The sequence below is a fragment of the Bosea sp. 685 genome (assembly GCF_031884435.1).
Classification (GTDB): domain Bacteria; phylum Pseudomonadota; class Alphaproteobacteria; order Rhizobiales; family Beijerinckiaceae; genus Allobosea.
Map to the genome: position 1 here is coordinate 2,998,221 of NZ_CP134779.1, position 26,737 is coordinate 3,024,957.

A 26,737-nucleotide genomic window follows, 5' to 3' on the forward strand; every position below is an offset into this window, starting at 1 on the left:
TGGTGATACCATCCAAGGAAAACGACATGAGCATCATGATCATCACCGGCGGCAGCCGCGGTCTCGGCGCGAGCGCAGCGGTCCAGTGCGCCAAGCGGGGCATGGGCATCATCCTGACTTACAATAGCAATCAGGATGCGGCCGCCAAGGTCGTCAGCACGATCGAAGCCGAAGGCGGCAAGGCCGTTGCGATGCAACTTGACGTCGGCAACAGTGCAACGTTCCCCTTGTTTCGAGAGGCGGTCCGCGAGACCCTCGACAAGACTTGGAACCGCGCGGACTTCGATTTCCTGGTCAACAATGCAGGCTATGGTCTCTACAATCCGATCGCGACCGTGACCGAGGATGAATTCGACGGCCTGTTCAGGGTGCATCTCAAGGGGCCGTTCTTCCTGACCCAAATACTGCTGCCGCTGATGGCGGATGGGGGACAGATTATCAACGTGGCCAGTGCTACGAGCCGAGTCGCGACCGTCGGCATCGCGCCTTATGCATCTTTCAAAGGCGGGCTCGAAGTGCTGACGCGCTACATGGCCAAGGAGTTCGGCGACCGCCGAATCCGCGCCAATTCCATCGCGCCCGGAGCCATCCGTACCGAGCTTGGTGGCGGGCTGAACGACGAATTCGAAACCATGCTCGCCGGCCAGACTGCACTCGGGCGCGTCGGTGAGCCCGACGATATCGGCTGCATGGTTGCCAGCCTGTTGTCCGACGACAATCGCTGGATCAACGCCCAGAACATTGAGGTAGCCGGGGGCTACGTCATTTGAAACGGGAGAGCCCCATGCTCGATCACATCTTTCTGACGGTGAATGACACCGATCGTTCGATCACCTTTTACGAGAAGGTGCTTCCGATCCTCGGGATCATCAGCCGGCTCGACTATGACGGCAAGGATGGCCCGGCGGGTCATCCAGACCTCAAGGGCTTTGGCGTCAATGGGCGAATGTTCTTCTGGCTGAAGCAAGGGACAGCCGCGCCCGGCGCCGCGCATATCGGCTTCGTGGCCGATTCCGAAGAGATGGTAAACACCGCCCATGCCGCCGCATTGGCTGCCGGTGCGACCGAGATCCATCCACCCGGACCGCAGCTTCACTACGATCCGCGCTACTACGCTGCCCAGGTCAGGGATCGCGACGGTTACAGCCTCGAGTTCGTCTACAAGAGCTGGCAGCATGAGAGTTGATGACATGAACGCTCATGACACCGTGCGTGCGGCCGCAGACAGGTTGATCAAGGCGACCAACGCCTTCGACATCGAATGCGCGCTGGCCCTGTTCACGTCGGATGCGATCATCGAGGACCCGTCAGTAGGCGAGAGCTTCATCGGACATGCAGGCATCCGTGATTACCTGGAGCGGTTTTTCGTCGGCTATCACACCGTGACCCGTCTGCTGTCGGTCGAGGTCCTCGGTGAAGATCATGTGCGCATGCGCGTCGATTTCACCGGCGACTTCGGGCACGAGATCGGGTTGCTGGAGATGTCCGTCAATGCCGATGGGCTGATCGTCCGCATCAACGCTGATCTCGAATGAGCCAGCCATGGGCGGGCTTGCGCCAATGTGTGATGTTGGAGAGCCCGGCCGTGCCGGATCTGCCACTCGCCGCGGATCGCCCGGCCCATCCCTAATGCCTCGATGGCTTCGGCCTTCCGGAGGGACGCGGCGAAGCGCTCGCCCTGTGAGGGCGCCGCACCGATGGCGCAGATCGCTTCCCTAACCGGCCGCCCCTGCGACAACAGAACGCCGACCTGCCTGAACGACGATCTCTCCGGGTTTGTGCTTCTTCTGCGGCATCCCTGAGGTCCTCCAAAGGCCCAAAAGGCCGACTGCGGGGAGGACCATTGTTCAGAGGGCCGGCCAGATCAGTTATCGCGGTCGTTTCGGCCCGTATGAGGCCTTCAGTTGAATTGAATGATCTTGTTCAGCGCGGGATTTGGATTCACCGCGGCACGGATTCGCGCGGCCACATTCGGCGCGACTGTTTTTAAGTAATTTGGATCTCGCATATACGTCCTAATGGCTTCCGCCATCAGTTCCGCGCGTGAATCGGCACCGAAACATCCTCTCTGTTCAGGATCGAAGCCATGATATTCAGGATACTGATATGGATCGAGAACGGCTGGATCAAGATCTGCGCCGGATTGTCTGTCTTCGTTCAACCGAGGATTATTACAATCATTGTAAACGAACCGCAGTTCATGCTGGATATTATCCTGACTTATCGCTGATATCATTTCACCCGATTCGTTGCGGCACGGCTGGCCTGCCCTGTGGTCTATGATGTGACCGAGCATATGGCCCAGAATCATGTCGCCCGACGCGGCATCACACTCATGCAAATGAGAGAGCTCTCGCCGAAAAGGGCAGTTGGGGAAGAGGTTCTCGTTCCCGGGAGCTTCAAAGAACGCCCGGATGGCTTCCCCCCGCGCATCATCGTTCGCCATGCTTTTGCTCCGCGTTGAGCACCCCTGGCGCCTGATGACTTCGTCGTTCGATCTGACGACCACATCGCTGGCCGCTCAGGAATATCGCCGGCCCTGGTGTTGACCGCAAGCGCCCGCTGGTGGGCTCCATCAACTCGTGGCTCGGTTTGGTCCATCCAGATCGGCAGCCGCCACCGCTATCATCGCCGTGTTCTTAACAGAGTACGCCCATGCCCGACATCGTTGACGCTCGTGTCGAACGGAGGCTCCGCCCAGCACGAGCCATGCCCTTGCCTCGCGAATGCGGATTAGGACGCGTCCTGGCCGCATTTTGCGGCATACGCCAAAATGATATTGCCCGACTCCGCTTTTAAACGTGAGCATGGAGAGAATTAACTTTTGTCGCCTCGGCGCGCATTCTAGAAGAATCGCATGACGCATCGCGCCTGGCGCTCGTTGCCTGTTCTGGCTTGGGAGGGTGGATTTTGCCGGGTGGTGTGTTTGGCTTTGCCGGGCCCGGCAGCAGGACGGCAACTCTTCGCCTTTCGCTCGTTGCATCGACGGTGCTGGCCCTTAGTGCCTGTTTGCCGGCCGACAAGCGGCCAGATCTGGCGATTGCGATCACGCCGCGCTATGCGGCTGCCAACGGCGGAGCCGCTTCACCCGTCAGGGCTGATTGGCCGCGCCTGTTCCGCTCGGCCGAGCTGAACCGGCTGGTTGATCGCGCGGCAGGCGATAATTTCGACATTGCCGTCGCGCTTGCCCGAATCACTCAGGCCGAAGCGCAGGCACGCATCGCGGCGGCCGCGCTCTATCCGACGCTGGATGGTTCTATAGATGGCTCGCGCAGTCTGCGGCCCGGTACATTGAGCAGCAAGCGAAGCTCGCTCAGCGAGTCGGTCGGCAACACGTTCGGCCTCGGCCTTTCAGCCAGCTACGAGATCGACTTCTGGGGCAAGAACCGCGCGACGGCCGACGCCGGCCGACTCGCCTTCGAGGCCAGCCGCTTCGATCGCGATGTCGTCGCGCTGACCACAATGTCCAGCGTCGCCGGCTCTTATTTCCAGGTTCTCGCCGCGCAGGATCGTTTGCGCATCGCCCGCGAAAATATCGCGCTCGCCGAGCGGACGCTGAACGTCATCCGTGCGCGGCTTTCCGTCGGCACGGCGACGCAACTCGACATCGCCCAGCAGGAAAGTGTTGTCGCGCAGCAGAAGGCCTCGATTCCCCCGCTCGACCGGCAATTGCGCCAGGCGCGCGTCACGCTGGCGGTGCTGGTCGGGGCATCGCCAGCCAGCGTGTCTATCAATGGAGGCAGCCTGAACGCGATCGCTGCTCCAAACGTCCGACCGGGCCTGCCAGCACAATTGCTGCTGCGCCGGCCCGATATCGCCGAGGCGGAAGCCCGTCTTGCCTCGGAAGAAGCCAAGGTCTTTGCGGCACGAGCGGCGCTGTTTCCAAATATTAGCCTGACTGGACAGGGTGGCCTGGAGAGCGCGGTGCTGAAGAACCTGCTGCGACCCGAAGCGGTTTTTGCTTCCGCCGCGGCGAGCCTTGCGCAGCCGATCCTCGACGGCGGCACTCTCAGGGCGCAGGTCGACCTACAAAAGGGCGCGGCGGACGAGTTGATCGCGTCATATCGCAAGGCGATCGTCAGCGCGTTTTCCGATGTAGAGAACGCTCTGATCGGCGTACAGGAGAATACGCGCCACGAGCGCCTCCAGGCGGAAATGGTGGTCGCCGCCAGGCGAGCCTACAGCATCATTGAACAGCGGCTGCGCGAGGGAACCATCGACATCGTGACGCTTTTGACCACCCAACAGACGCTGTTCCAGGCGCAGGATCAGCTCTCGCAGGTCAGGCTTCAGCGCATGCTCTCCTATGTCGACTTGTTCAAGGCGCTAGGCGGCGGCTGGGGCGAAGCCACCCGATCGACCATTCCGGCAATGACGGGCGACAGCCCATGAAGCGCCTCGTCGTCCTGTTATTGCTTATCGCTGCAGCTGGCGGCGGTTGGTATTATTATAATGCTGGCTGGATGCCAGGCGCCGGCGAAGGCGTGTCGACCTCGCAGCCGGGCGGAGGCGGACGCGGCAATCGTGGCGGTCGCGGCGGGCGGGCGGGCGGCAATGACGGCCCGACGCCGGTGATCGCGACGCCAGCCCGCTACGACGACGTGCCCGTCACGACAGACGCCGTCGGCACCATCCAGGCGCTGAACACCGTGACCGTACGCACACAGGTCGATGGTCGGCTGATGGAAATCCTATTCAAGGACGGGCAGGACGTCAGGAAGGGCGATGTTCTCGCCAAGATCGACGCATCCACCTATCAGGCGCAATATGATCAGGTCGTCGCCAAGAAAGCTCAAGACGAGGCCCAGCTCGCCAATGCACGGGCCGATCTCGAGCGCTACGCCAAGCTCGCCTTGACCGATTACGGCTCACGCCAGCAGGCCGATACCCAGCGCGCCCAGGTGGCGCAGTTAGAAGCACAGGTCAGAGCTGACCAAGGCGCGATCGACAACGCCAAGGCCTACCTCGATTATACCACCATCAGGGCCCCGATGGACGGCCGGCTCGGCATCCGGCAGGTCGATCAGGGCAACATCGTCCGCGCCTCGGACAGCAACGGGCTCGTCGTCATCACGCAGCTCAAGCCGATCGCCATGGTCTTCAACCTGCCCCAGCAGCAGCTGCGCGCTGTCAGCGCCGCCTTGGCACGCGGCACGGTAGAGGTAGAGGCGCTCGATGCCGACGGCACGACGATGATCGACAAGGGCGTGATCGAGGTCATCGACAATGTCGTCGACCAGACAACCGGCACGATCCGGGTCAAGGCCCGTTTCCCTAACGACAAGCTCCAGCTCTGGCCGGGCCAGTTCGTCAACGTCAAAGTGTTTGTCGACGTGCTCAAGCATGTCGTCGTCGCTCCGACCGCCGCCATCCAGCGTGGCCCCAACGGCGCCTATGTCTTCGTCGTGAACGAAGACGAGACGGTCAGCCTCACCAATGTCACGGTCGGCCAGCAGGACGAGACGACGGCCGTGATCACTAAGGGCGTCGAACCGCCGGCCAGGCTGGTGACGACAGGGTTCGCGCGCTTGACCGACAAGGCGCGCGTGCGCGTGACCACGCCGGAGGCGGCCGCCCAGCCGGTTACCATGACGGCGCCGGGGCGTCGCGGCACGCGCGAGCCTGGTCAGCGCCGCCGGAGCGATCAGCCGGGCGGCGAGACGCAGGAGACATCGGGAGCACGACCGCCAAGGCAAGAGACGCCTGGGCAAGAGACGCCTGGGAGAGAACGACCGAGACGACAGACGCCTGATGCGCCAAGGCCCGCGCAGCCGCAATGATGAGACAGCTCGAATGAGCGTTTCCGCTCCCTTCATCAGCCGGCCGATCGCGACCTCGCTGCTGGGCGTCGCGGTACTACTTTGCGGTATCCTGGGCTATCTGCGCCTGCCGGTCTCGGCGCTGCCACAGGTCGATTTCCCGACGATCCAGATCACGACGCAACTGCCGGGCGCCAATCCGGAAACCATCGCCTCCATCGTTACCGCGCCGCTGGAGCGACAGTTCGGACAGATCCCCTCGCTCTCATCGATGTCGTCGCAGAGTTCCTTCGGCCTCAGCCAGATCACGCTGCAGTTCGAACTCGACCGCGACATCGATTCCGCCGCGCAGGACGTACAATCCGCCATCAATGCGGCCGGGTCGACGCTGCCCAGGACGCTGCCCTATCCGCCGACCTATTCGAAGATCAACCCGGCGGATGCGCCAATCCTGGTGCTGGCGCTGACCTCCGACACCGTCACCTTGCGCCAGCTCAGCGATCTTGCCGATACGCTGCTCTCGCCACGCCTCAGCGAGGTGGCCGGCGTGGGGCATGTCTCGATCGAGGGCGGCGTTCGCCCCGCCATCCGCATTCAGGCCGATCTCGCACGGCTCGCCGCCTACAGCCTGGGTATGGAGGACCTGCGCACGGCGATCGTCAGCGCCAATGTCGCTGGCGCGAAAGGCGCGCTCGACGGCAACCATCAGGCCTACACGATCAGCGCCAACGACCAGATTGGCAGCGCCTCGGCCTATCGCGACATCGTCATCGCCTATCGCGGCAGCGCCCCGGTCTTCCTGCGCGATGTTGCGACGGTGCTGGAGGATCTGGAGAATACCCGTGTCGGCGGCTGGTTCCGCGGCAAGACGGCGGTGGTGCTCGACGTCATGCGCCAGCCCGGCGCCAATATCGTCACGACGGTCGACCGGGTGAAGCAGGAGATTCCGCGCTTGAAATCATCGATGCCGGCAGGCGTCGACCTCCAGGTCGTCAACGACCGCACCGAAACCATCCGCGCCTCCATCGCCGATGTGCAGTTCACGCTAGCGCTGGCGACAGCACTCGTAGTGCTCGTGGTGCTGCTCTTCCTGCGCACCGTCCGCGCCACGATCATCGCCGGAGTAGCGCTGCCGCTCTCGCTGATCGCGACCTTCGCGGTGATGTGGCTCTGCGGTTTCAGCCTCGACAATCTCTCGCTGATGGCACTGACCATCGGCACCGGCTTCGTCGTCGACGACGCCATCGTCATGATCGAGAACATCGTCCGCAACATGGAGCAGGGCAAGAAGCCGCTCCAGGCGGCCTATGACGGTGCGCGCGAGATCGGCTTCACCGTGATCTCGCTGACGGTCTCCCTGGTCGCGGTCTTCATCCCGCTGCTGTTCATGACCGGGCTGGTCGGCCGCATGTTCCGCGAATTCGCGCTGACGCTCACCATCGCGGTGGTGGTCTCGGCCGTGATCTCGCTGACGCTGACTCCGATGATGTGCGCCAAGCTGCTGCGCCACACTTCGCATGATCGCGAGAACTGGCTGATGCGGATGGCGGAGTGGCCGGTCAGCGCCATGGCGAGGGCCTATCAGGTGACGCTGGGCTGGGCGCTGAAGGTTCAGGGGCTGGTGCTGCTGATCACCTTCAGCACCTTCCTGTTGACGATCTGGATGTATGTCGAGATCCCGAAGGGCTTCCTGCCGAGCCAGGATACCGGCCTGCTCAACGTCGTGCTCGAAGCTTCACCCGACGTCTCTTTCGCCGAGATGAAGCGGTTGCAGGAGAAGACGACCAAGGCCTTCGAGCAGGATAGCGACGTGACCGGCGTCGTCTCCGTGCTCGGCATCGGCCAGGCCAACGCCACCGCCAACACCGCCCGGCTGACGGTAACGCTGCGGCCCAAGGATGATCGGCGCGACGACGCCAAGGTCATAGCCGAACGGCTGCGCGCGCTGGCGGCGGCCATTCCCGGCGTCACAGCCTATGTCCAGCCGGTGCAGGACATCCAGATCACGACCCGGCCCAGCCGCTCGCAATACCAGTACACGCTCACCGGCGCCGACCAGGACGAGGTGGCGCTGTGGGCTCGCAAGCTCGCCGACGGCTTGCGCACTGTGGGGGTCATGCGCAACGTCGCCAACGAAACGCAGGATGGCGGCTTGCGCGCCCATGTCGAGATCGACCGGGCCAAGGCCGGCCGGCTCGGCATCTCGATCCAGACGGTGGACGATACGCTGAACGACGCCTTCGGCCAGCGCCAGATCGCCACCCTCTATGAGCAGTCCAATCAGTATCGCATCATCCTGGAGGCCGCACCGCAATATCTGCGCGATCCCTCCTCGCTGTCGAAGCTCTACGTCACCGGCAACACCAACACGACCGGCCAGACCAATGCGGCGGGAAACTCCACCACCACGAACAACAGCGTCCAGGTACCGCTCAGCGCCTTCACGCGGCTGATCCGCGAGACGGCGCCGCTGTCGATCGCGCATCAGGAGCAGTTCCCGGCAGCGACCATCAGCTTCGATCTCGCGCCCTATGCCGCGCTCGGCGATGCCGTCGCGACGATCGCCGAGGTCGAGAAAACGATCGGCATGCCGAGTTCTGTATCGGGCAATTTCAGCGCCGATGCGGCCGAATTCAACAAGTCACTGGCGAGCCAGCCCTGGCTGATCCTGGCCGCAATTGTCGTGATCTATCTGGTGCTGGGCGTGCTCTATGAGAGTTATGTCCATCCCTTCACCATTCTGACGACGCTGCCTTCCGCAGGCGTGGGAGCGCTCCTGGCGCTAATCATGACGCGACAAGAGCTCTCGATCGTGGCGCTGATCGGCATCGTGCTCCTGATGGGCATCGTCAAGAAGAACGCGATCATGATGATCGACTTCGCGCTGGACGCCGAACGCAACGAGGGGCTCTCGCCCGAGGAATCGATCGTCAAAGCCTGCCATCTGCGCTTTCGGCCGATCATGATGACGACGCTTGCGGCCCTGCTCGGCGCGCTGCCGCTGGCGTTGGCGACCGGCGCCGGCAGCGAATTGCGCCAGCCGCTCGGCATCACGATCATCGGCGGCCTGATCCTCAGCCAGTTGCTCACGCTCTACACGACGCCGGTGATCTATCTGACGCTGGAGCGGCTGCGCCGGCGGTTGGGCGGCGGGCGTGACGGGGTGGTGCCCTATCCCAAGCCGGGAGCGGCGGAATGAAGGGGCTTTCGGACACGTTCATCCTGCGGCCTGTCGGCACCATGCTGATGGCGATCGGCCTGTTTCTGATCGGCGCCGTCGCCTACGTGTTCCTGCCCGTGGCGAGCCTGCCGAGCGTCGATTTCCCGACGATCCGGGTGTTCGCGAACAGGCCCGGCGCCGATCCGGCCACCATGGCCGGCAGCGTCGCAGCGCCGCTGGAGCGAAGGCTCGGCTCGATTGCCGGCGTGACCGAGATCACCTCCACCAGTTCGCTCGGCTCGAGCGTGATCGTGCTGCAGTTCGACCTGACCCGGAACACCGACAGCGCTGCCCGGGACGTGCAGGCTGCTCTGAATGCCGCAGCCACCGATCTTCCCGGCGATCTGCCGACGCTGCCGCAATTCCGCAAGGCCAACCCGAATGCAGCGCCGATCCTGATTCTCGCGCTGACATCGGACATCATGTCGCCGAGCGATATGTATGACGCTGCCGACACGGTCATCGCCCAGCGCATTTCGCAGGTCGAGGGCATCGGCGAGGTCACAGTCAACGGCGCGGAGCAACCGGCGATCCGGGTGCGGCTCGATCCGGCGCAACTTGCCGCCATGGGCCTAAGCCTCGATACGATCCGCACAGCCATCGTCAACGCCAATACGGTTTCGGCGGTCGGCTCCTTCGATGGTGAACGCCAGAGCGAGACGCTCTCGGCCAACAACCAGATCAAAGCTCCGGAGGACTACGGCAACATCGTCGTGCGCTCGGCCAAGGGCACGGTGGTGCGGCTTGCCGATGTCGCAATCGTCGAACGCGGGGTGCGCAACAGCCGGGCCGCCGGCTGGTACAATGGCAAGCCGGCGATCCTGCTGACCATGACCAAGCAGCCCGATGCCAATGTGATCGACACGGTAGACCGGGTGAAGGCGCTGCTGCCGGAGATCAAGCGCTGGGTGCCGGCAGGCATCGATTTCTCGATCATGTCCGATCGCACGGTGACGATCCGCGCCTCGATCGCCGATATCCAGCGCACGCTGCTGATCTCGATCGCGCTGGTGATGCTGGTGGTGTTCCTGTTCCTGCGCCGCACCACCTTGACGATGGCGGCGGGCATCACCGTGCCATTGTCGATCGCGGGCACCTTTGCTGCGATGTGGCTCGCCGGCTTCACGCTCGACAATTTGTCGCTGATGGCGGTTACGATCTCGGTCGGCTTCGTGGTCGACGACGCCATCGTCATGATCGAGAACATCGAACGCAATGTCGCCAAGGGGATGACGCCCCTGCGCGCGGCCCTGCTCGGCGCGGGGCAGATCGGCTTCACCGTGGTCTCGATCAGCCTGTCCCTGATCGCGGCCTTCATCCCCCTCTTCTTCATGGATGGCGTCGCCGGCCGCTTCTTCCGCGAATTCACGCTGACCCTGACCTTCGCCATCCTGGTCTCGACGGCGGTGTCGCTGAGCGTGACGCCGATGATCTGCGCGCATTTTCTCAAAGCCGAGCCTGAGGGGAGCGGCAGCCGATTCGATCGGCTCGTCGAAGGCGTATTGGCGTCGATGACGCGTTTCTATGGCCGGACATTGCAGGTGGTGCTGCGCCACAGCTGGCTGATGCTGATTGTCATGGTCGCGACGGTGGCCCTGACCGTGCAGATGTTCAGGAGTACTCCAAAAGGCTATTTCCCACAGGACGATACCGGCCTGATCGCAGGCTTCACCCAAGCTTCGACCGATGTCTCTTTTCCGGCCATGACGCAACTGCAGCAGCAGGGCGCCGCGATCGTCTCAGCCGATCCTGCCGTACTCGGCGTCGCCTCCTTCATCGGCAGTGGTGGAGCGGTCAATCAGGGGCGCTTCTTCATCAGCCTGAAGCCCGAGGGCGAGCGCAAGCTCAGCTCGGCGCAGGTGATCAACCGGATGCGCGGCCAGTTCGCCTCGCTTCCCGGTATCCGCATCTTCCTCACACCAGTGCAGGATGTCCGTGCCGGCGGCCGGCAGGGGCGTTCGCAATACCAGTTCACGCTCTGGGATCCGAACCTACCCGAGCTGGAGGAATGGGTACCCAAGGTGTTGGAGCGCCTGCGCACCCTGCCGGAGCTGGTCGATGTCGCGACGGACCGCGAGCAGGGTGGCCTGCAGGCTAATGTGGTGATCGACCGCAACAAGGCCTCGCAGCTCGGCGTCTCGATCCAAGCTATCGACAATGTTCTGTCGAACGCCTTCAGCCAGCGCCAGATCTCGACCATCTATGGCGCCCGCAACCAGTATCGCGTCGTGCTGGAGGTCTCGCCGGCGCGCAGCCGCGACCCCGGCGACATGATGGGGCTCTACGTGCCCGGCCGTAATGGCGTCCAGGTGCCGCTCGGCAGCGTGGTCCGGGTCGAGCGCGGCACCGCGCCGCTCGTTATCAACCATCAGGGGCAGTTCCCCGCGGTCACGATCACCTATGATGTGGCACTCGGCGTCGGCCTGCAGGAGGCCACGGACGCCTTGACCAATGCGGTCGCGGGACTCCACCTGCCGGCTTCGCTGCACGCCGAGTTCGCTGGCGACGCCAAGGCCTTCGCGCAGGGTGCCGGCAGCCAGGGCGTGATGATCATCATCGCGATCCTGGCGGTCTACATCATCCTGGGCGTGCTCTATGAGAGCTTGATCCACCCGATCACGATCATCTCGACGCTGCCGTCGGCGGGGCTGGGCGCGCTGATCGCGCTCAGGATCGCCGGTGCGGATCTGACGATCATCGCCTTCATCGGCATCATCCTGCTGATCGGCATCGTCAAGAAGAACGGCATCATGCTGGTCGACTTCGCGATCACCGCCGAGCGCATGCGTGGCCTGCCACCGCAGGTGTCGATCTTCGAGGCCTGCCTGGAGCGTTTCCGGCCGATCCTGATGACGACGCTGTCAGCCCTCCTCGGCGCTGTGCCGCTGGCGATCGCGACAGGGCCAGGCGCCGAGTTGCGCCGCCCGCTCGGCATCACCATCGTCGGCGGGCTGATCCTTAGCCAGGTGCTGACGCTCTACACCACGCCGATCATCTATCTCTGGATGAGCAAGCTGAAACGCAAACCGCGTGAACCGGCGGCGGTGGCAACGCCCGCAGAATGACACCCCAGAGCATTTCCGCGTTTCTCCGAATCGCGGAAATTTTATTTATTATTTTAACTCTCTACTCCCACTCGATCGTGCCGGGCGGCTTGCTGGTCACGTCGTAGACGACGCGGTTGATGCCCTTGACCTCGTTGATGATGCGGGTCGCGGTGCGGCCGAGGAAGGCCATGTCGTAGGGGTAGAAATCGGCCGTCATGCCGTCGACCGAGGTCACGGCGCGCAGTGCCAGCACGTGGTCATAGGTGCGGTAGTCGCCCATCACGCCGACGGTGCGCACTGGCAGCAGCACGGCGAAAGCCTGCCAGATCACGTCGTAGAGCCCGGCCTTGCGGATCTCGTCGAGATAGATCGCATCGGCCTTGCGCAGGATGTCGAGCTTCTCCCTGGTGATCTCGCCGGGGCAGCGGATGGCCAGGCCCGGTCCCGGGAAGGGATGGCGGCCGACGAAGGCCTCGGGCAGGCCAAGCTCGCGGCCGAGCACGCGGACCTCGTCCTTGAAGAGCTCGCGCAAGGGCTCGACGAGCTTCATCTTCATGCGCTCGGGCAGGCCGCCGACATTATGGTGCGACTTGATCGTCACCGACGGGCCGCCTGAGAACGAGACGCTCTCGATCACGTCGGGATAAAGCGTGCCTTGGGCCAGGAAATCGGCACCACCCAGCTTCTTCGCCTCCTCATCGAAGACCTCGATGAAGAGCCGGCCGATGGTCTTGCGCTTGGCTTCCGGATCGGCGCCGCATTTGGCGAGCTCGGAGAGGAAAAGCGCTTCGGCTTCGACATGAACGAGCGGGATGTTGTAGCTGTCGCGGAACAAGCGCACGACCTCTTCGGCCTCGTTCATCCGCATCAAGCCGTGGTCGACGAAGACGCAGGTGAGCTGATCGCCGATCGCCTCATGGATCAGCACCGCAGCAACCGCCGAGTCGACGCCGCCGGAGAGGCCGCAGATGACGCGGCCCTTGCCAACCTGCGCCTTGATCTTGGCGATGGTCTCGGCGCGATAGGCCGCCATGCTCCAATCCGGCACGCAGCCGCAGATGGTCACGACGAAATTGCGCAGCAACTTGCCGCCGTCGGGCGTATGCACCACCTCGGGATGGAACATGGTCGAATAGAAGCGCCGCTCCTCGTCGCTCGCCACCGCATAGGGCGCGTTCTCCGAGGTCGCCTTGACCGAGAAGCCCACTGGGAGCTGCGTGACGCGGTCGCCATGGCTCATCCAGACAGGGTAGCGACCGCCCTCCTCCCAGATACCTTCGAACAGCGCCGAGGGTGTAACGACCTTGACGTCGGCACGGCCGAATTCGGCGGCGTGGCCGCTCTCGACCTTGCCGCCGAGCTGATGCGCCATGGTCTGCTGGCCGTAGCAGATGCCGAGCACCGGCAGTCCGGTCGAGAACACCTCCTGCGGCGCGCGAGGCGAGCCCTCATCCGGCACGGAGGCCGGGCCGCCCGAGAAGATCACGCCCTTGGGCTTGAGGCGCTGGAAGGCCTCGGATGCCGACTGGAACGGCGCAATCTCGCAGTAGACGCCGATCTCGCGTACGCGACGCGCGATCAGCTGCGTCACCTGGCTGCCGAAGTCGATGATGAGAATGGAGTCGTGGATTTTTTCGCTCGTCATCGCGTTCGGTTAATGGATCGCGCGCGCGCGTGCAACGTCCTGTTGGCCTTCAAGCGATGCGTTGCGTGCAAGCCAGGTAAAATCCGTCCGTCCCGGTACGGCGCGGCGAGAGCTGCAGACCGAATTCCGTGGCGAAACGGGCGAGCAAACCAAAGTCACCCTCGGTCGAGGCCAGCACGTCGGCAAGCGGCACCGCCGCGAAACCGGCATGACGCGCAAGGAAAGCCCGGATAGCCCAGTCATTCTCGTCCGGCAGCATCGAACAGGTGATATAGGCGATGCGCCCGCCCGGCTTCACCAGCCGCGCCGCGCGCGCCAGAACCTCGGCCTGATCCTTGACGCGCTCGGCCAAAGCGCCCGGCCGCACGCGCCATTTCGCATCGGGATTGCGCCGCCAGGTGCCCGAGCCCGTGCAGGGCGCATCGACCAAGGCGAGATCGACCTCGCCCGCAAGATCGATCAGCGGCTCGTGACCGCGGCTGCGCGGAATGCGGATCTCGACATTGGTCGCGCCCGAGCGCGCCAGTCGCTCATGCAGCGGCGCAAGCCTGCGGCTGTCGAGGTCGGTTGCGAACAGACGCCCCTGGTTCGCCATAAGCGCGGCCAGCGCCAGCGTCTTGCCGCCAGCCCCGGCGCAGAGATCGATCACTGTCTGGCCCGGCTGCGCGCCAGCCAGCAAGGTGACGAGCTGCGAGCCCTCATCCTGGATCTCAAAGCCGCCGGCGAAGAAGGACGGCTCCGCCTGCAGTGACGGCCCACGCCCGTCATGGCCGGGCTGGAAGCGCAGCGCATCGGGCGACCAGGCGCCGGGTTCGGGCGAGGCATGCGCCAAATCCGCCATCAGCGCGTCGCGCGTCGACTTCAGGCGGTTGCTGCGGATGTCGATCGGCGCGCGCCCCGCCAGCGCCTGGCCTTCGCCCACCGCATCAGTACCGAAGCCCGCAACGAAAGCCGGCCACAGCCATTCCGGAACGTCGGCGCGGATCCAGTCGGGGGCGCCATCGAGCGAGAAGGTGGCGAGCCTTGCCTGCTCCTCGACATCGAGCGGCACAGGTGCATGATTCTCGCCCGAGCAGAGCAGCGCGATCTCCTCGGCGCTGAGACCGCGCAGGCCGGTAAGCATGCCGAGCACCAGCGCGCGCGGCGTCTCCGCCGCCATGGCGAAGGCCGAGGACGCCCTGCGGCGCAGCGCGTCATAAACGAGCGAGGCGATCGCGGCACGGTCCTTGGAGCCAGCGAAACGCCGCGAAAGGCCCCAATCCTTCAGCGCATCGGAGGCTGGGCGGCGGCGCTGGATGAGGTCGTCCAGCACCTCGATGGCGGCGCTGATGCGGGCGGCGGGCGTCATATTTCGGATCCGTGTCGTGCCGGCATGCGCGACACAAAATTGACGCGGTGATGGCACAATTAGTCGGCGGGGGCGAGACCGGCAATGCCGGTATTTCGTGAGGTAAGATCATGGTCCGCATAATCCCTATCACAATCCTGACTGCTTTGGCCCTGTCCCTGGCAGGCTGTATCGAGAACGACATTGCCCACACCAGCATGGGCTCGAATCCATCATTCACGAGCACGTCGAAAACCCAAGGCCAGGCGCTGGCGACACCGCTGAAGCCTTCGGCGAGCTCGCCGGATTCGACTACCCGGATGGAGAACCGGACCTTCTAGCCATCCCGGCGCGCGCAACCGGACGGAGCGCCTGCCGCCGATATGGAAACGACGGCAGGCGCTCTCCCCAAGTGCGTTTATGTTTGGTCCAAGCGTAAAACAGCTTGCTTGACGAGGCGTCAGCATCGGCGGAAAGAAGAAGCGATCCGCTCACACCGAATGGAACCGCCGATGATCCGCCTCAGCCGCCTCACCCTTGCCGCGCTCATGACGCTGGCGCTCGCCGCCTGCGCCACCACGCCGCCGCCGGATTTGACGCCGCCGGCCAAGAAGCGCCTCGACGCCAAGACGACGCTCGAGAACCGCTACTGACAAATACCGACCGAAGTGCCGCTCAGGCGTAGCCGAGCGGCACTTCGGTCGTGTCCTTGATTTCCTCCATGACGAAGCTTGCCGCGACATCGACCATGTCGATGCGGGCGATGAGGCGCTGATAGAGCCTGTCATAGGCCGCGACGTCCGGCACGCGCGCCCGCAGAATGTAGTCGACCTCGCCCGAGGTGCGATAGGCGCCGACGATCTCCGGTAGGGCCCTGACCGTATCCCGGAACGCTTCCGCCCATTTGGCGCTGTGTTGGCTCGTCCTGATCCGGATCAACACCGTCAGCCCGGCATTGACCTTCGACGCCTCGACCAGCGCGACCCGGGCGCGGATGACGCCGGCCTCCTCCAGCAGCTTGATCCTGCGCCAGCAGGCATTGCGCGAGAGATTCACCAGCGCGGCGAGATCCTCGATGCTGCGGGTCGAATCGCGCTGCAACTCACGCAGGATGGCGAGATCGAACGGATCGAGGTTCTGGCTTTGGGACGCCATCCTGAGTTTTCTCTCATAGTGGGGAGATGATCCCGATATCCTGGATTTCTTTCTGATAATTGGGAAGCACTCTTCCTGCCGTATGGGCACTCTTTGCGCAGATAGAGCAGGATGCGAAAAAGGGGGAACCGGTTTTTCGCACTGATCCTGCTCTCACTCTGAGATGAGAGCCGGAGAACGCGATGCCACAACCCAGCCTGGTCAAACTCTTCACGCAGCATCCCGAGACGGTCGGCGAGACCTATGGCGAGCATTTCGGCGTCGCCATGCGCTATTCCGGACGCATGTTCGCCGCTTCGTTCTGTGCCTTCGCCCATGCCTTCCTGCCCTTCTGCTTCGAGAAGACCGCCAGCACCATGGCGCGCCGGATGGTCGCCGACATGGATCGTCGTAGCGCCCATCCTGCAGTTCCAGTGCAGGCTGCCCCGGCCGAATAGGCCCGGCACTGCGACTTCACCGGCCTGTCACATCGCCTGATCATGGTCGCGCCAACGATAGCGCGACCAGGGACCGGACCGATGCTGAAAACGACCTTGCTCCGTGCCACGATGCTGGCCGGCCTCGCCTGCGGCGCGTTGAGCGCGCCTGACACCATGGCCCAGACAGCCACTCCGACCTTGTCGGGCCAGAAGCCGCTGATCGTCGGCCACCGTGGCGCCAGCGGCCACCGGCCCGAGCATACGCTCGAATCCTACAAGCTCGCGATCGAGATGGGCGCCGACTTCATCGAGCCCGATCTCGTGGCGACGAAGGACGGCGTACTGGTCGCCCGGCACGAGCCGATCATGAGCGGCACGACTGACGTCTCGACCAGGCCGGAATTCGCGGATCGCAAGACCACGCGCAAGATCGACGGCGTCGACACCACCGACTGGTTCGCCAGCGACTTCACGCTCGCCGAGATCAAGACCCTGCGGGCCAAGCAGGCCTTTGCCGATCGTGACCAGTCCCATAACGGCAAATACGAGATTCCGACGCTGCAGGAGATCATCGACCTCGCCAAGACCGAGAGCACACGGCTTGGGCGCGTCATCGGTATCTATCCTGAGACAAAGCATTCGATCTTCCACGCCGCGATCGGCCTGCCGCTCGAGGACCGCCTGCTCGACGCGCTCAAGGCCGCCGGCTGGACCGAGAAATCCTCACCCGTGATCATCCAGAGCTTCGAGACCGCGAATTTGAAATATCTCCGCGGCAAGACGCAGCTGCGCCTCATCCAGCTCGTCGATGCCGACGATGTCGACAAGGATGGCGGCATCGTTCTGGCCGCCCCCTCCGACAAGCCCTATGATTTCGTCGTCACCGGCGACAAGCGCAGCTTCAAGGATCTCGTGACAGCTGAAGGGCTGAAGGAGATCAAGACCTATGCCGACGGTGTCGCCCCCTGGAAGCCCTACATCCTGCCAACCAGGCAGGTCCTGGGCGATGACGGCAAGCCTCAGGATCTGAACAAGGACGGCGTGATCGACGAGCGCGACCGCGTGCTGCTGCCAGCGACCGATGTCGTCAGGAATGCCCACGCTGCCGGGCTCTTCGTCCATAGCTGGACCTTCCGCAGCGAGCCCAAGCGCCTGGCCTCGAACTACAAGGGCGATCCGGCCGCCGAGTACAAGGCATTCTTCGACCTCGGCATCGATGGGTTGTTCTCGGATTTCCCGGACGCGGCCGTGAAAGCGCGCGACGGGAAATAGGCTGCCAAACCGCGCATAAAAAAGGCCGCCCCGCATAAGCGGGACGGCCTTTCGATTCGGGTTGCGCCGAAGCTGAACTGTCGATCAGCTGCAGACGCGCTGCCTCGTCTTGATCACGCCGCGCCGCGTCTCCTCGCGCGTGACGACCGTGCGGCAGCGCTCGCGGTCGCGGAATTCGACGCGACGACGATCGTCGCGTCGATAACCGCGGTCCGAGCGGCGATCGTAACCGTCGCGGTCATCACGGCGGACTTCGCGCTCGATGACGCGCTCGCGTGGGCCGCGCGTATCGACACCGACGCCGCCGGGACCGATATTGATCGACTGGGCATAGGCGCTGCCTGTCATCACGAGAGCGGCGACAAGAGCGGGAATAAAACGGTTCATGGTGTTTCCTCCGATTGGCTGAAGAACCAACCGGGCTCTGTTTTGTTCCCAATAGCCGCCATTTGCGCACCACCCTGCCCCAAGGGCGACAATAAAATCACCAATCGAAGATCGTTCAATCGCAACAAAAAATGGCGCGCCGAAAGAATCGGCGCGCCAGCTAAGAGGTCTTGATCTGACGATGTGAAACTCAGTGCAGAATCTGGCTCAAGAAGAGCTTCGTGCGCTCATGCTGCGGGTTCTTGAAGAAGGCGTTGGGTTCGTTCATTTCGACGATCTGCCCGGCATCCATGAAAATGACCCGGTCGGCGACCTGGCGGGCGAAGCCCATTTCGTGGGTGACGCAGAGCATGGTCATGCCCTCATCGGCGAGCGAGACCATGGTGTCGAGCACCTCCTTGACCATCTCGGGATCGAGCGCCGAGGTCGGCTCGTCGAACAGCATGATCTTGGGGCTCATGCAGAGCGAGCGCGCGATGGCGACGCGCTGCTGCTGGCCGCCCGAAAGCTGGCCGGGATATTTCGCGGCCTGCTCGGGAATCTTGACGCGCTTGAGATAGTGCATCCCGATCTCCTCCGCGTCCTTCTTGGGCATCTTGCGGACCCAGATCGGCGCCAGCGTCAGATTCTCGAGGATCGTCAGATGCGGGAACAGGTTGAAGTGCTGGAACACCATGCCGACGTCGCGGCGGATCTCGTCGATCTTCTTCAGATCGTTGGTGAGCTCGGTGCCGTCGACGATGATCGAGCCCTTCTGGTGCTCTTCCAGGCGGTTGATGCAGCGGATCATCGTCGACTTGCCGGAACCCGACGGTCCGCAGATCACCAGCTTCTCGCCGCGCTCGACCTTCAGGTTGATGTCGCGCAGCACGTGGAACTCGCCGTACCACTTGTTGACGCCGACCATCTCGACCGCGGTCGGTGTGTTCAGCGAGGTCTGCTTCAGCGCCGCGGGGCGGCTCGCGGTATTCGTGTCTGCCATGGTCATGTTGGTTTGTCCCTTCAGCGCTTCTGACCGGCGGCCATCCGCTTCTCGACCGAGATCGAGTAGCGCGACATGCCCCAGCAACACAGGAAATAGAACATCGCGGCGAAGGCATAGCCTGTCGCGCGTGTGGTCGGCGTCGCCCAGGTCGGATCGACCAGGGTGGCTTCGATGGTGCGCAGGAAGTCGAAGATGCCGACGATGGTGACCAGCGTCGTATCCTTGAACAGCCCGATGAACGTATTGACGATGCCCGGAATGACGATGCGCAGCGCCTGGGGCAGAATGATCAGCCGCATCATCTGCCAATAACCCAGACCGAGCGACATCGCTCCTTCATACTGGCCCTTCGGCATCGCCTGCAGGCCGCCTCGGATGACCTCCGCCATATAGGCGGCGGCGAAGAGTGCAACGCCAACCAGCGGCCGCAGCAGTCGGTCCGGCGAATATTCCTGCGGCACGAACAGCGGCAGCATGGTGTTAGCCATGAACAGCACCGTGATCAGCGGCACGCCACGGACAAACTCGATGAAGATCACCGAGAGCAGCTGGATGATCGGCAGCTTCGAGCGGCGTCCCAGAGCCAGGATGACACCGAGCGGCAGCGAGAAGACGATGCCAACCGCCGCGATCAGGAAGGTCACCGTCATACCGCCCCAGAGCCCGGTATCGACACGCGGCAAGCCGATCGTATCGGCCAAGATCGCGATCAGGCCGAAGACGACCAGCGACAACAGGACCAGGCGCTTGGGCCGGTAGAAGCGCTTCCAGGGTGGCAGCGCCTCCTCGACGGCCAGGAAGGCGGGACCGATCCAGAAACGCGCCAGGGCCGGCACGAAGGACAGCACCAGGTAGACCACCATCAGCACAAGCGTCAGGCCGATGAGCCAGCGCAGGAAGCCTTCGGCATTGGGGCCGCCGAGCAGCAGCACATAGGCGCCGATCGGCAGCATGACGAAGAAGAAGAAGAAGCCGACCTTCTTCAGTGGCGCCCTTTCCCAGAGCAGCCAGACCACGCCGAGCGCGAACATGGCGAAGACGATGTTGACGCGCCAGCGCTGCGGCACCGGATAGGAGCCGTAGATGAAGTACTGGAAGCGGTCGCCGATATAGGCCCAGCACGCTCCGACCGGCCGGCCGATCTTGTCGGCGAGGCAAGCGTCGCGATTGGTGCCGCTCCAGACGGCATCGATGAAGTAGAACCGCACCATCTCCGGCACGCTGGTCACGACGATGTAGGCGCATAGCAGCGTCAGGATCGAATTGACCGGACCGGAGAACAGGTTGGCGCGGACCCAGGCGACAGGCCCCGCCACCGAAAGCGGCGCGGTTTCCTGAGGCAGCGTCTCCTTGCGGACGAAGGCGTAGGGTGAGTTTTCGAGCGTTGCGTCGGTCATCGTGGCGCCCTCACCGTTCCACCAGCGCCATGCGCTTGTTGTAGATATTCATGAAAAACGAGGTGACGAGCGAGATCGTGAGATAGACCGCCATGGTGATAGCGACCACCTCGACCGCCTGCCCGGTCTGGTTCAGCACCGTGCCGGTGAAGACCTGGACAAGATCGGGATAGCCGATCGCGACCGCCAGCGAGGAGTTCTTGGTCAGGTTGAGGTAGTTCGAGGTCAGGGGCGGGATGATCACCCGCATGGCCTGCGGGATGACGACGAGCTTCAAGGTCGGCCCGGCGCGCAGACCCAGCGCATTGGCAGCCTCGGTCTGCCCCTTCGAGACGGCGAGAATGCCGGCGCGCACGACCTCGGCGATGAAGCCCGCGGTGTAGGTCGTAAGACCCAGCAACAGCGCAACGAATTCCGGGAAGATCTGGATGCCGCCGCGCAGGTTGAAGCCGGCGATCTCAGGATAGACGAACGAGACCGGGCGGCCCGTGACGAGATAGACGAAGAACGGTAGCACCACGATCAAGCCGAGCGCGATCCAGCCGACGGGATACTGCTTGCCCGTTGCCTCCTGCTGCTTGCGGGCCCAGGCGCGGAAGATGATCGTGGCGACGATGCCGATCAGGAACGTCCAGACGATGAGAGAGCCGCCGGGACCGAGCTGAGGGTCAGGAAGATAGAGGCCGCGATTGTTGAGCAACGCTCCCGCCGGCAATTCGATCGACTGGCGCGGATTGGGCAGCGGCTTCAGCACCGCATTGTACCAGAAGAACAATTGCAGCAGCAGCGGCAGGTTGCGGATGACCTCGACATAGATCATCGCGAGCTTCGACAGCACCCAGTTGCTGGAGAGCCGCGCCACGCCGACGAAGAAACCGAGGAAGGTCGAGAGTACGATGCCGATCGAAGCGACCAGCAGCGTATTCAGAAGGCCGACATAGAAAGCCTGGCCATAGGTCGAGCCCGAGGCGCTGAATGGGATCAGCTTCTGGTTGACGTCGAAACCTGCGGCATTGTGCCAAAAGCCGAAGCCGGACGCGATCTTCTGCGCGCGCAGGTTGGTGATGGCGTTCGACGCAGCCGAATAGAGCAGGAAGCCGACAACGGCGAGCAGAGCCAGCTGGTAGACATAGCCCCTTATCTTGGGATCGTAGAGCAGCGAGGCCTTGCCCGGCTGAACCGTCTCGGTCGGAATGGTCGACACGTGTTACGCCCTTTTTTGTTTTGATTGCGGCAGGTGAACCGGCAGCGGACAGTACCGCCGCCGGATGTTTCCTTCTGATCTCAGACCGTTGCGCTAGAGCGATTTCCGATCCAATTGGATCGTTCAGTGGCTCTAGCCCTTTGTCTTGTCGCGTTTTCTTCACGCGAACCGGTGTCCACTTCGCTTGAAAACGCTCTAGAGCGCCTCAACGGATCGGCGGCGCGTATTGCAACCCCCCTTTGGTCCAGAGCGCGTTCTGACCACGTGCGATCTTCAGCGGCGAGCCCGCTCCGACATTCTTCTCGAAAACCTCGCCATAGTTCCCGACAAGCTTGACGATGCGATAAGCCCAATCATTGCTCAAGCCCATCGGCTCGCCGAATTTGCCCTCGGTGCCGACGAAGCGCTTGATCTCAGGGTTCTCCGATTTCAGCATCTCGTCGATATTGGCCTTGGTGATGCCGAGCTCCTCGGCGTTCAACATCGCGTTATGCGTCCATTTGACGATGTCGAGCCAGTTGTCGTCACCATGGCGAACGACGGGCCCAAGCGGCTCCTTCGAGATGATCTCGGGCAGCACGATATGGTCCGCCGGAACCTGAAGCTTCAGGCGCTCGGCGTAAAGACCCGAGGAGTCCGTGGTGAAGGCGTCACAACGGCCGGATTCATAGGCCTTGATCGTCTCGTCGCCGCCGCTGAAGGCCACGACCTCGTACTTCATCTTGTTGGCGCGGAAGAAGTCGGCGAGGTTCAGCTCGGTGGTCGTGCCTTGCGCGACGCAGACCGAGGCGCCGGCGAGCTTGAGCGCGGAATCGATGCCGAGCTTCTTGTGGACCATGAAGCCCTGGCCGTCGAAATAATTGATCCCAGCGAAATTGAGGCCAAGCGAGGTGTCGCGCGACAAGGTCCAGGTCGTGGTGCGCGAGAGCAGATCGACCTCGCCGGCCTGCAGCGCCGTGAAGCGATCCTTCGACGAGAGCGGCACGAACTTGACCTTCTGCGGGTCGTTGAAGATCGCGGCCGCCAAGGCGCGGCAAAGGTCGACGTCGATACCGGTATAATTGCCCTGCGCATCGGGCATCGCGAAACCGGCGAGCCCTGGGCTCGTGCCGCATGTGACGACGCCCCTCGCCTTGATCTGCGGAAGCAACCCTGTCTGGGCCTGGGCAAAACCCGCACCGAGAGCGAGCGATGCGAGCACCAGTGTGGTTGTGACGGTTTTTTTCATTGCGTTCCCCTGTTTTAGGTGCGGGCTTACGCCCGCACCTAAAACGCTTAGCAAGTCCCGGACCATGCGCTTTCGATGCGTAACGGACGGCGCGGGGCCGGGATCGATACGGCGCCGGCACGGAGCCGACGCCGATCGCTCGCGATGCTTCAGCGGATCGGCGGAGCGTATTGCAGCCCACCCTTGGTCCAGAGCGCGTTCTGGCCGCGCGCGATCTTCAGGAGCGAGCCGCCGCCGACGTTCCGCTCGAAGGATTCGCCGTAATTGCCGACCAGCTTGATGATCCGGTAGGCCCAGTCATTCGTCAGGCCCATCGGCTCACCGAACTTGCCCTCGGTGCCGACGAAGCGCTTGATCTCCGGATTGTCGGATTTCAGCATCTCATCGACATTGGCCTGGGTGATGCCGAGTTCCTCGGCGTTCAGCATGGCGTTATGCGTCCATTTGACGATATCGAGCCAGTTGTCGTCGCCATGGCGCACCGCCGGTCCAAGCGGCTCCTTCGAGATGATCTCGGGCAGCACGATATGGTCGGCCGGAACCGAGAGCTTCAGACGCTCGGCATAGAGGCCCGAGGCATCGGTGGTGAAGGCATCGCAGCGGCCGGATTCATAAGCCTTGATCGTCTCATCCGCGGACGCGAAGGCGACGACCTCGTACTTCATCTTGTTGGCGCGGAAGAAGTCGGCGAGGTTCAGCTCCGTCGTGGTGCCCTGTTGCGTGCAGACCGAGGCGCCAGCCAGCTTCAGCGCGGAATCGACGCCGAGCTTCTTGCGGACCATGAAGCCCTGGCCGTCATAATAGTTGATGCCCGCGAAGTTGAGGCCCAGCGAGGTGTCGCGCGACAGCGTCCAGGTGGTGTTGCGCGAGAGCAGATCGACCTCGCCCGACTGCAGCGCCGTGAAACGATCCTTCGACGAGAGCGGAATGTATTTGACTTTGCTGGTGTCGTTGAAAATGGCCGCAGCGAGGCCTTTGCAGAGATCGACGTCGAGGCCGCTCCAGACGCCCTGCGCGTCGGGGATGCCGAAGCCGGCAAGGCCGGGACCGACGCCGCAGGTGACGACACCTTTGCTCTTGATCTGACCGAGTGTGCCGGTCTGCGCTTGCGCTCCGCCGATGCAAGCCGTGGTTGCTGCCGCGACGATCGCGGCGGCGAAAAATTTATTCATGGTTGTTTCCCCTGTTGGCGGAACGGGTTCTTCCCGTTCTCGAAATGCTAGCAAGTCCCGGACCAAGCGATCCTCGCCCGGTATCCTCCCCTCCTTCCCCCACAAAATAAAGCCGTCGCGACCAAACCGCGAACGGAGCGCCGGCAGAACCGACGCTCCGCTTAGAGCATTGCGCGAAAAAGTGGGCACCGGTTTTTCGCAAGAGCAATGCTCTAAACTTTTAGAATCGATCACGTTTTTCGCATTCGGACGGAATCGTCCGAATGCGACGTGATCTAGACGATCAACGGACCGGAGGAGCGTATTGCAATCCCCCGTTGGTCCACAGCGCATTCTTTCCACGGGCAATTTTGAGCACGGAACCGGCGCCGACATTGCGCTCGAACGCCTCGCCGTAATTGCCGACCAGCTTGATGGCCCGGTAGGCCCAGTCATTGCTCAGGCCGACGCCTTCGCCGAACTTGCCCTCGACACCGAGCAGGCGCCGGATCTCGGGGTTGGTCGATTTGAGCATCTCGTCGACATTGCCCTTGGTGACGCCGAACTCCTCCGCGTTCAGCATCGCGAAATGCGTCCATTTCACCAGATTGATCCACTGCATGTCGCTGCTGCGGACGACCGGACCGAGCGGCTCCTTGGAGATGATTTCGGGGAGGACGACGGCATCCTCAGGCGCGGTCAGCTTCAAGCGCAGAGCGTAGAGCGCGGAGGAATCGTCGGTCAGCGCATCACAGCGCCCGGATTCGAAGGCCTTGATCGCCTCGTCACCCTTGTCGAAGGCAACGACCTCGTACTTGATCTTGTTGGCACGGAAGAAGTCCGCGACGTTCAACTCGGTCGTTGTGCCCTGCTGCAGGCAGATCGACGCGCCATCGAGCTTCAGGGCGGATTGGACGGCGAGCTTCTTCTGAACCAGGAAGGCCTGGCCGTCATAATAGTTCACGGTCGAGAAGCTCAAGCCGAGCGCCGTGTCGCGCCCCATCGTCCAGGTGCTCGTCCGCGACAGCAGATCGACCTCGCCTGACTGAAGCGCGGTGAAGCGGTCCTTCGACGACAGCGGAACGAACTTGACCTTGCTGGCATCGTTGAAGATCTCGGCCGCGACGGCACGGCACAGATCGACATCGAGGCCAACCCAGTTTCCTTGCGCATCCGGGATGCCGAAGCCGGCCAGGCCCGGGCTGACGCCGCAAATGAGTTCGCCGCGGTTCTTGACCGTTGCGAGCGTGGAGGTCTGGGCCTGGGCGTGTTCCACGCCAGGAAGGAATGCGGCAAGCGCGAGCGCCGCGACGAGCAATCGTTTCATGGTAGTCCCCTATCCGGAGCGGTTCATCCGCTCTCGCGTATTCTGAGCGCCCAGAGCCGCATATTCTGCGGTTTATGAGGACCTATTCGGCATGGGCGTAAGCAGCCCGGGCGCCGAACAATGTCGGCGCCCGGATTTGGTTTGATCTTAGCGAACCGGCGGGGCGTATTGCAGGCCGCCCTTGGTCCAGAGTCCATTCTGGCCGCGCGCGATCTTCAGCAGCGAGCCCTGGCCGACGTTTTTCTCGAAGGATTCGCCGTAATTGCCGACCAGCTTGACGATGCGGTAGGCCCAATCGGCGGTGAGGCCGATGCCTTCGCCGAACTTGCCCTCGACGCCGAGCAGACGCTTGATCTCGGGATTGGGCGACTTCAGCATCTCGTCGACATTGGCCTTGGTCACGCCGAGTTCCTCGGCGTTCAGCATGGCGTAGTGCACCCACTTCACCAGGTTGAACCACTGCGCGTCGGTGTTGCGGACGGACGGGCCGAGCGGCTCCTTGGAGATGATCTCGGGCAGGACCATGTGATCGTCCGGCGCCGTCAGCTTCAGGCGCTCGGCATAGAGGCCCGAGGCGTCGGTGGTGAAGGCATCGCAGCGGCCGGCGTCATAGGCCTTGACCGTCTCGTCGGAGGAGGCGAAGGCGACGACTTCGTATTTCAGGTTGTTGGCGCGGAAGAAGTCGGCCAGATTCAGCTCGGTCGTGGTGCCCTGCTGAGTGCAGACCGAGGCGCCCGAAAGCTGCAGCGCCGAGGTGACGCCGAGCTTCTTGCGGACCATGAAGCCCTGGCCGTCATAGTAGTTCACGCCGGTGAAGAGCAGGCCGAGCGCGCTGTCACGCGACATCGTCCAGGTCGAGTTGCGGACGAGCAGATCGACCTCGCCCGACTGCAGCGCGGTGAAGCGATCCTTCGCCGAAAGCGGGATGAACTTCACCTTGGCCGGGTCATTGAAGATCGCCGCGGCGACGGCACGGCAGTAATCGACATCGAGGCCGACCCAGTTGCCCTGGGCATCCGGCACACCGAAGCCGGCGAGACCGGTGTTGGAGCCGCAGTTGAGGATGTTACGCGACTTGACCTGGGCCAAGGTCGCAGGCGCCTGCGCCGAAACCGCTGTCGCGGTGACCGCGAGCCCAAGCCCTGCGATCGCGGCTGCCAAAAATTTCTTCATTACACTCTCTCCCATTGAGGTCTCCTGTCCGGCCGGGCCGG

At 63.2% G+C, this 26,737-nt stretch carries 22 protein-coding genes; 10 read left to right on the forward strand and 12 right to left on the reverse strand.

Annotation, left to right across the window (positions count from 1 at the left end):
• Nucleotides 1-26 precede the first annotated feature (26 nt).
• The 3 genes from RMR04_RS15545 to RMR04_RS15555 are packed head-to-tail and all read left to right on the forward strand — an operon-like array spanning nt 27 to nt 1,535.
• Nucleotides 27-770, forward strand: coding sequence for an SDR family NAD(P)-dependent oxidoreductase (locus RMR04_RS15545; RefSeq protein WP_311915498.1), 744 nt, complete (start codon nt 27-29; stop codon nt 768-770).
• 14 nt (nt 771-784) lie between these two features.
• Nucleotides 785-1,186: a VOC family protein gene (locus RMR04_RS15550; protein ID WP_311915499.1), complete on the forward strand. Its 402-nt coding sequence runs from the start codon at nt 785-787 to the stop codon at nt 1,184-1,186.
• A gap of 43 nt (nt 1,187-1,229) precedes the next feature.
• Entirely contained in the window at nt 1,230-1,535 is a 306-nt protein-coding gene (locus tag RMR04_RS15555) for a nuclear transport factor 2 family protein (RefSeq protein ID WP_311915500.1), read from the forward strand.
• A 365-nt stretch (nt 1,536-1,900) separates the two neighbouring features.
• Here the strand turns inward: RMR04_RS15555 and RMR04_RS15560 are convergent, their stop codons facing one another.
• A complete protein-coding gene (locus RMR04_RS15560) occupies nt 1,901-2,446 on the reverse strand; it encodes a hypothetical protein (protein ID WP_311915501.1) in 546 nt (181 codons plus the stop codon).
• Nucleotides 2,447-2,910: 464 nt separating this feature from the next.
• On the opposite strand from RMR04_RS15560, the gene RMR04_RS15565 reads away from it, so the two are divergent.
• From RMR04_RS15565 to RMR04_RS15580, 4 genes are read left to right on the forward strand one after another with little or no spacing between them, the layout of a single operon-like run.
• The gene (locus RMR04_RS15565) at nt 2,911-4,392 is read left to right on the forward strand and encodes an efflux transporter outer membrane subunit (RefSeq protein ID WP_311915502.1); all 1,482 of its coding nucleotides are present in this window, start codon (nt 2,911-2,913) and stop codon (nt 4,390-4,392) included.
• On the forward strand, nt 4,389-5,780 hold the full coding sequence (locus RMR04_RS15570) for an efflux RND transporter periplasmic adaptor subunit (protein ID WP_311915504.1): 1,392 nt from the start codon (nt 4,389-4,391) through the stop codon (nt 5,778-5,780). Before RMR04_RS15565 ends, RMR04_RS15570 begins: the two co-directional genes overlap by 4 nt.
• Nucleotides 5,781-5,793: 13 nt before the next feature.
• Complete coding sequence (locus RMR04_RS15575; protein WP_311915505.1) at nt 5,794-8,958, forward strand: efflux RND transporter permease subunit; 3,165 nt, start codon at nt 5,794-5,796, stop codon at nt 8,956-8,958.
• The gene (locus RMR04_RS15580) at nt 8,955-12,044 is read left to right on the forward strand and encodes an efflux RND transporter permease subunit (protein WP_311915506.1); all 3,090 of its coding nucleotides are present in this window, start codon (nt 8,955-8,957) and stop codon (nt 12,042-12,044) included. The genes RMR04_RS15575 and RMR04_RS15580 overlap by 4 nt, the downstream gene beginning before the upstream one ends.
• A gap of 61 nt (nt 12,045-12,105) precedes the next feature.
• Here RMR04_RS15580 and guaA read toward each other — a convergent pair whose 3' ends face one another.
• Both guaA and RMR04_RS15590 read right to left on the reverse strand, forming a co-directional pair.
• On the reverse strand, nt 12,106-13,671 hold the full coding sequence (gene guaA / locus RMR04_RS15585) for a glutamine-hydrolyzing GMP synthase (protein ID WP_311915507.1): 1,566 nt from the start codon (nt 13,669-13,671) through the stop codon (nt 12,106-12,108).
• 49 nt (nt 13,672-13,720) lie between these two features.
• Nucleotides 13,721-15,019 carry an RsmB/NOP family class I SAM-dependent RNA methyltransferase gene (locus RMR04_RS15590; protein ID WP_311915508.1) on the reverse strand — a complete coding sequence of 433 codons (1,299 nt, stop codon included), beginning with the start codon at nt 15,017-15,019 and terminating at the stop codon, nt 13,721-13,723.
• A gap of 491 nt (nt 15,020-15,510) precedes the next feature.
• On the opposite strand from RMR04_RS15590, the gene RMR04_RS15595 reads away from it, so the two are divergent.
• Nucleotides 15,511-15,651 (forward strand): hypothetical protein, encoded by a 141-nt coding sequence (locus RMR04_RS15595; RefSeq protein ID WP_175525400.1) that lies wholly within the window; start codon nt 15,511-15,513, stop codon nt 15,649-15,651.
• Between the two features lie 22 nt (nt 15,652-15,673).
• On the opposite strand, the gene RMR04_RS15600 is transcribed toward RMR04_RS15595, so the two are convergent.
• Complete coding sequence (locus tag RMR04_RS15600; protein ID WP_311915509.1) at nt 15,674-16,153, reverse strand: Lrp/AsnC family transcriptional regulator; 480 nt, start codon at nt 16,151-16,153, stop codon at nt 15,674-15,676.
• 182 nt (nt 16,154-16,335) lie between these two features.
• Here RMR04_RS15600 and RMR04_RS15605 point away from each other — a divergent pair, with 182 nt between their 5' ends.
• Nucleotides 16,336-16,590, forward strand: coding sequence for a DUF6356 family protein (locus RMR04_RS15605; RefSeq protein ID WP_311915510.1), 255 nt, complete (start codon nt 16,336-16,338; stop codon nt 16,588-16,590).
• Between the two features lie 81 nt (nt 16,591-16,671).
• The gene (locus RMR04_RS15610) at nt 16,672-17,844 is read left to right on the forward strand and encodes a glycerophosphodiester phosphodiesterase (RefSeq protein WP_311915511.1); all 1,173 of its coding nucleotides are present in this window, start codon (nt 16,672-16,674) and stop codon (nt 17,842-17,844) included.
• Between the two features lie 84 nt (nt 17,845-17,928).
• On the opposite strand, the gene RMR04_RS15615 is transcribed toward RMR04_RS15610, so the two are convergent.
• The 8 genes from RMR04_RS15615 to RMR04_RS15650 all read right to left on the reverse strand — a co-directional run bounded on the left by RMR04_RS15615 (nt 17,929) and on the right by RMR04_RS15650 (nt 26,696).
• Nucleotides 17,929-18,231 (reverse strand): hypothetical protein, encoded by a 303-nt coding sequence (locus RMR04_RS15615; RefSeq protein ID WP_311915512.1) that lies wholly within the window; start codon nt 18,229-18,231, stop codon nt 17,929-17,931.
• A gap of 190 nt (nt 18,232-18,421) precedes the next feature.
• Nucleotides 18,422-19,213, reverse strand: a complete 792-nt coding sequence (locus RMR04_RS15620; RefSeq protein WP_311915855.1) for an amino acid ABC transporter ATP-binding protein — start codon at nt 19,211-19,213, stop codon at nt 18,422-18,424.
• A 20-nt stretch (nt 19,214-19,233) separates the two neighbouring features.
• Nucleotides 19,234-20,613, reverse strand: a complete 1,380-nt coding sequence (locus tag RMR04_RS15625; RefSeq protein ID WP_311915513.1) for an amino acid ABC transporter permease — start codon at nt 20,611-20,613, stop codon at nt 19,234-19,236.
• 10 nt (nt 20,614-20,623) lie between these two features.
• Nucleotides 20,624-21,817 carry an amino acid ABC transporter permease gene (locus RMR04_RS15630; protein WP_311915514.1) on the reverse strand — a complete coding sequence of 398 codons (1,194 nt, stop codon included), beginning with the start codon at nt 21,815-21,817 and terminating at the stop codon, nt 20,624-20,626.
• Between the two features lie 205 nt (nt 21,818-22,022).
• Nucleotides 22,023-23,045, reverse strand: coding sequence for a transporter substrate-binding domain-containing protein (locus RMR04_RS15635; protein WP_311915515.1), 1,023 nt, complete (start codon nt 23,043-23,045; stop codon nt 22,023-22,025).
• A 149-nt stretch (nt 23,046-23,194) separates the two neighbouring features.
• Nucleotides 23,195-24,217, reverse strand: coding sequence for an amino acid ABC transporter substrate-binding protein (locus RMR04_RS15640; protein ID WP_311915516.1), 1,023 nt, complete (start codon nt 24,215-24,217; stop codon nt 23,195-23,197).
• Nucleotides 24,218-24,500: 283 nt separating this feature from the next.
• Nucleotides 24,501-25,523: an amino acid ABC transporter substrate-binding protein gene (locus RMR04_RS15645; RefSeq protein ID WP_311915518.1), complete on the reverse strand. Its 1,023-nt coding sequence runs from the start codon at nt 25,521-25,523 to the stop codon at nt 24,501-24,503.
• Nucleotides 25,524-25,670: 147 nt separating this feature from the next.
• Nucleotides 25,671-26,696 carry an amino acid ABC transporter substrate-binding protein gene (locus RMR04_RS15650; RefSeq protein ID WP_311915519.1) on the reverse strand — a complete coding sequence of 342 codons (1,026 nt, stop codon included), beginning with the start codon at nt 26,694-26,696 and terminating at the stop codon, nt 25,671-25,673.
• Nucleotides 26,697-26,737: the final 41 nt, after the last annotated feature.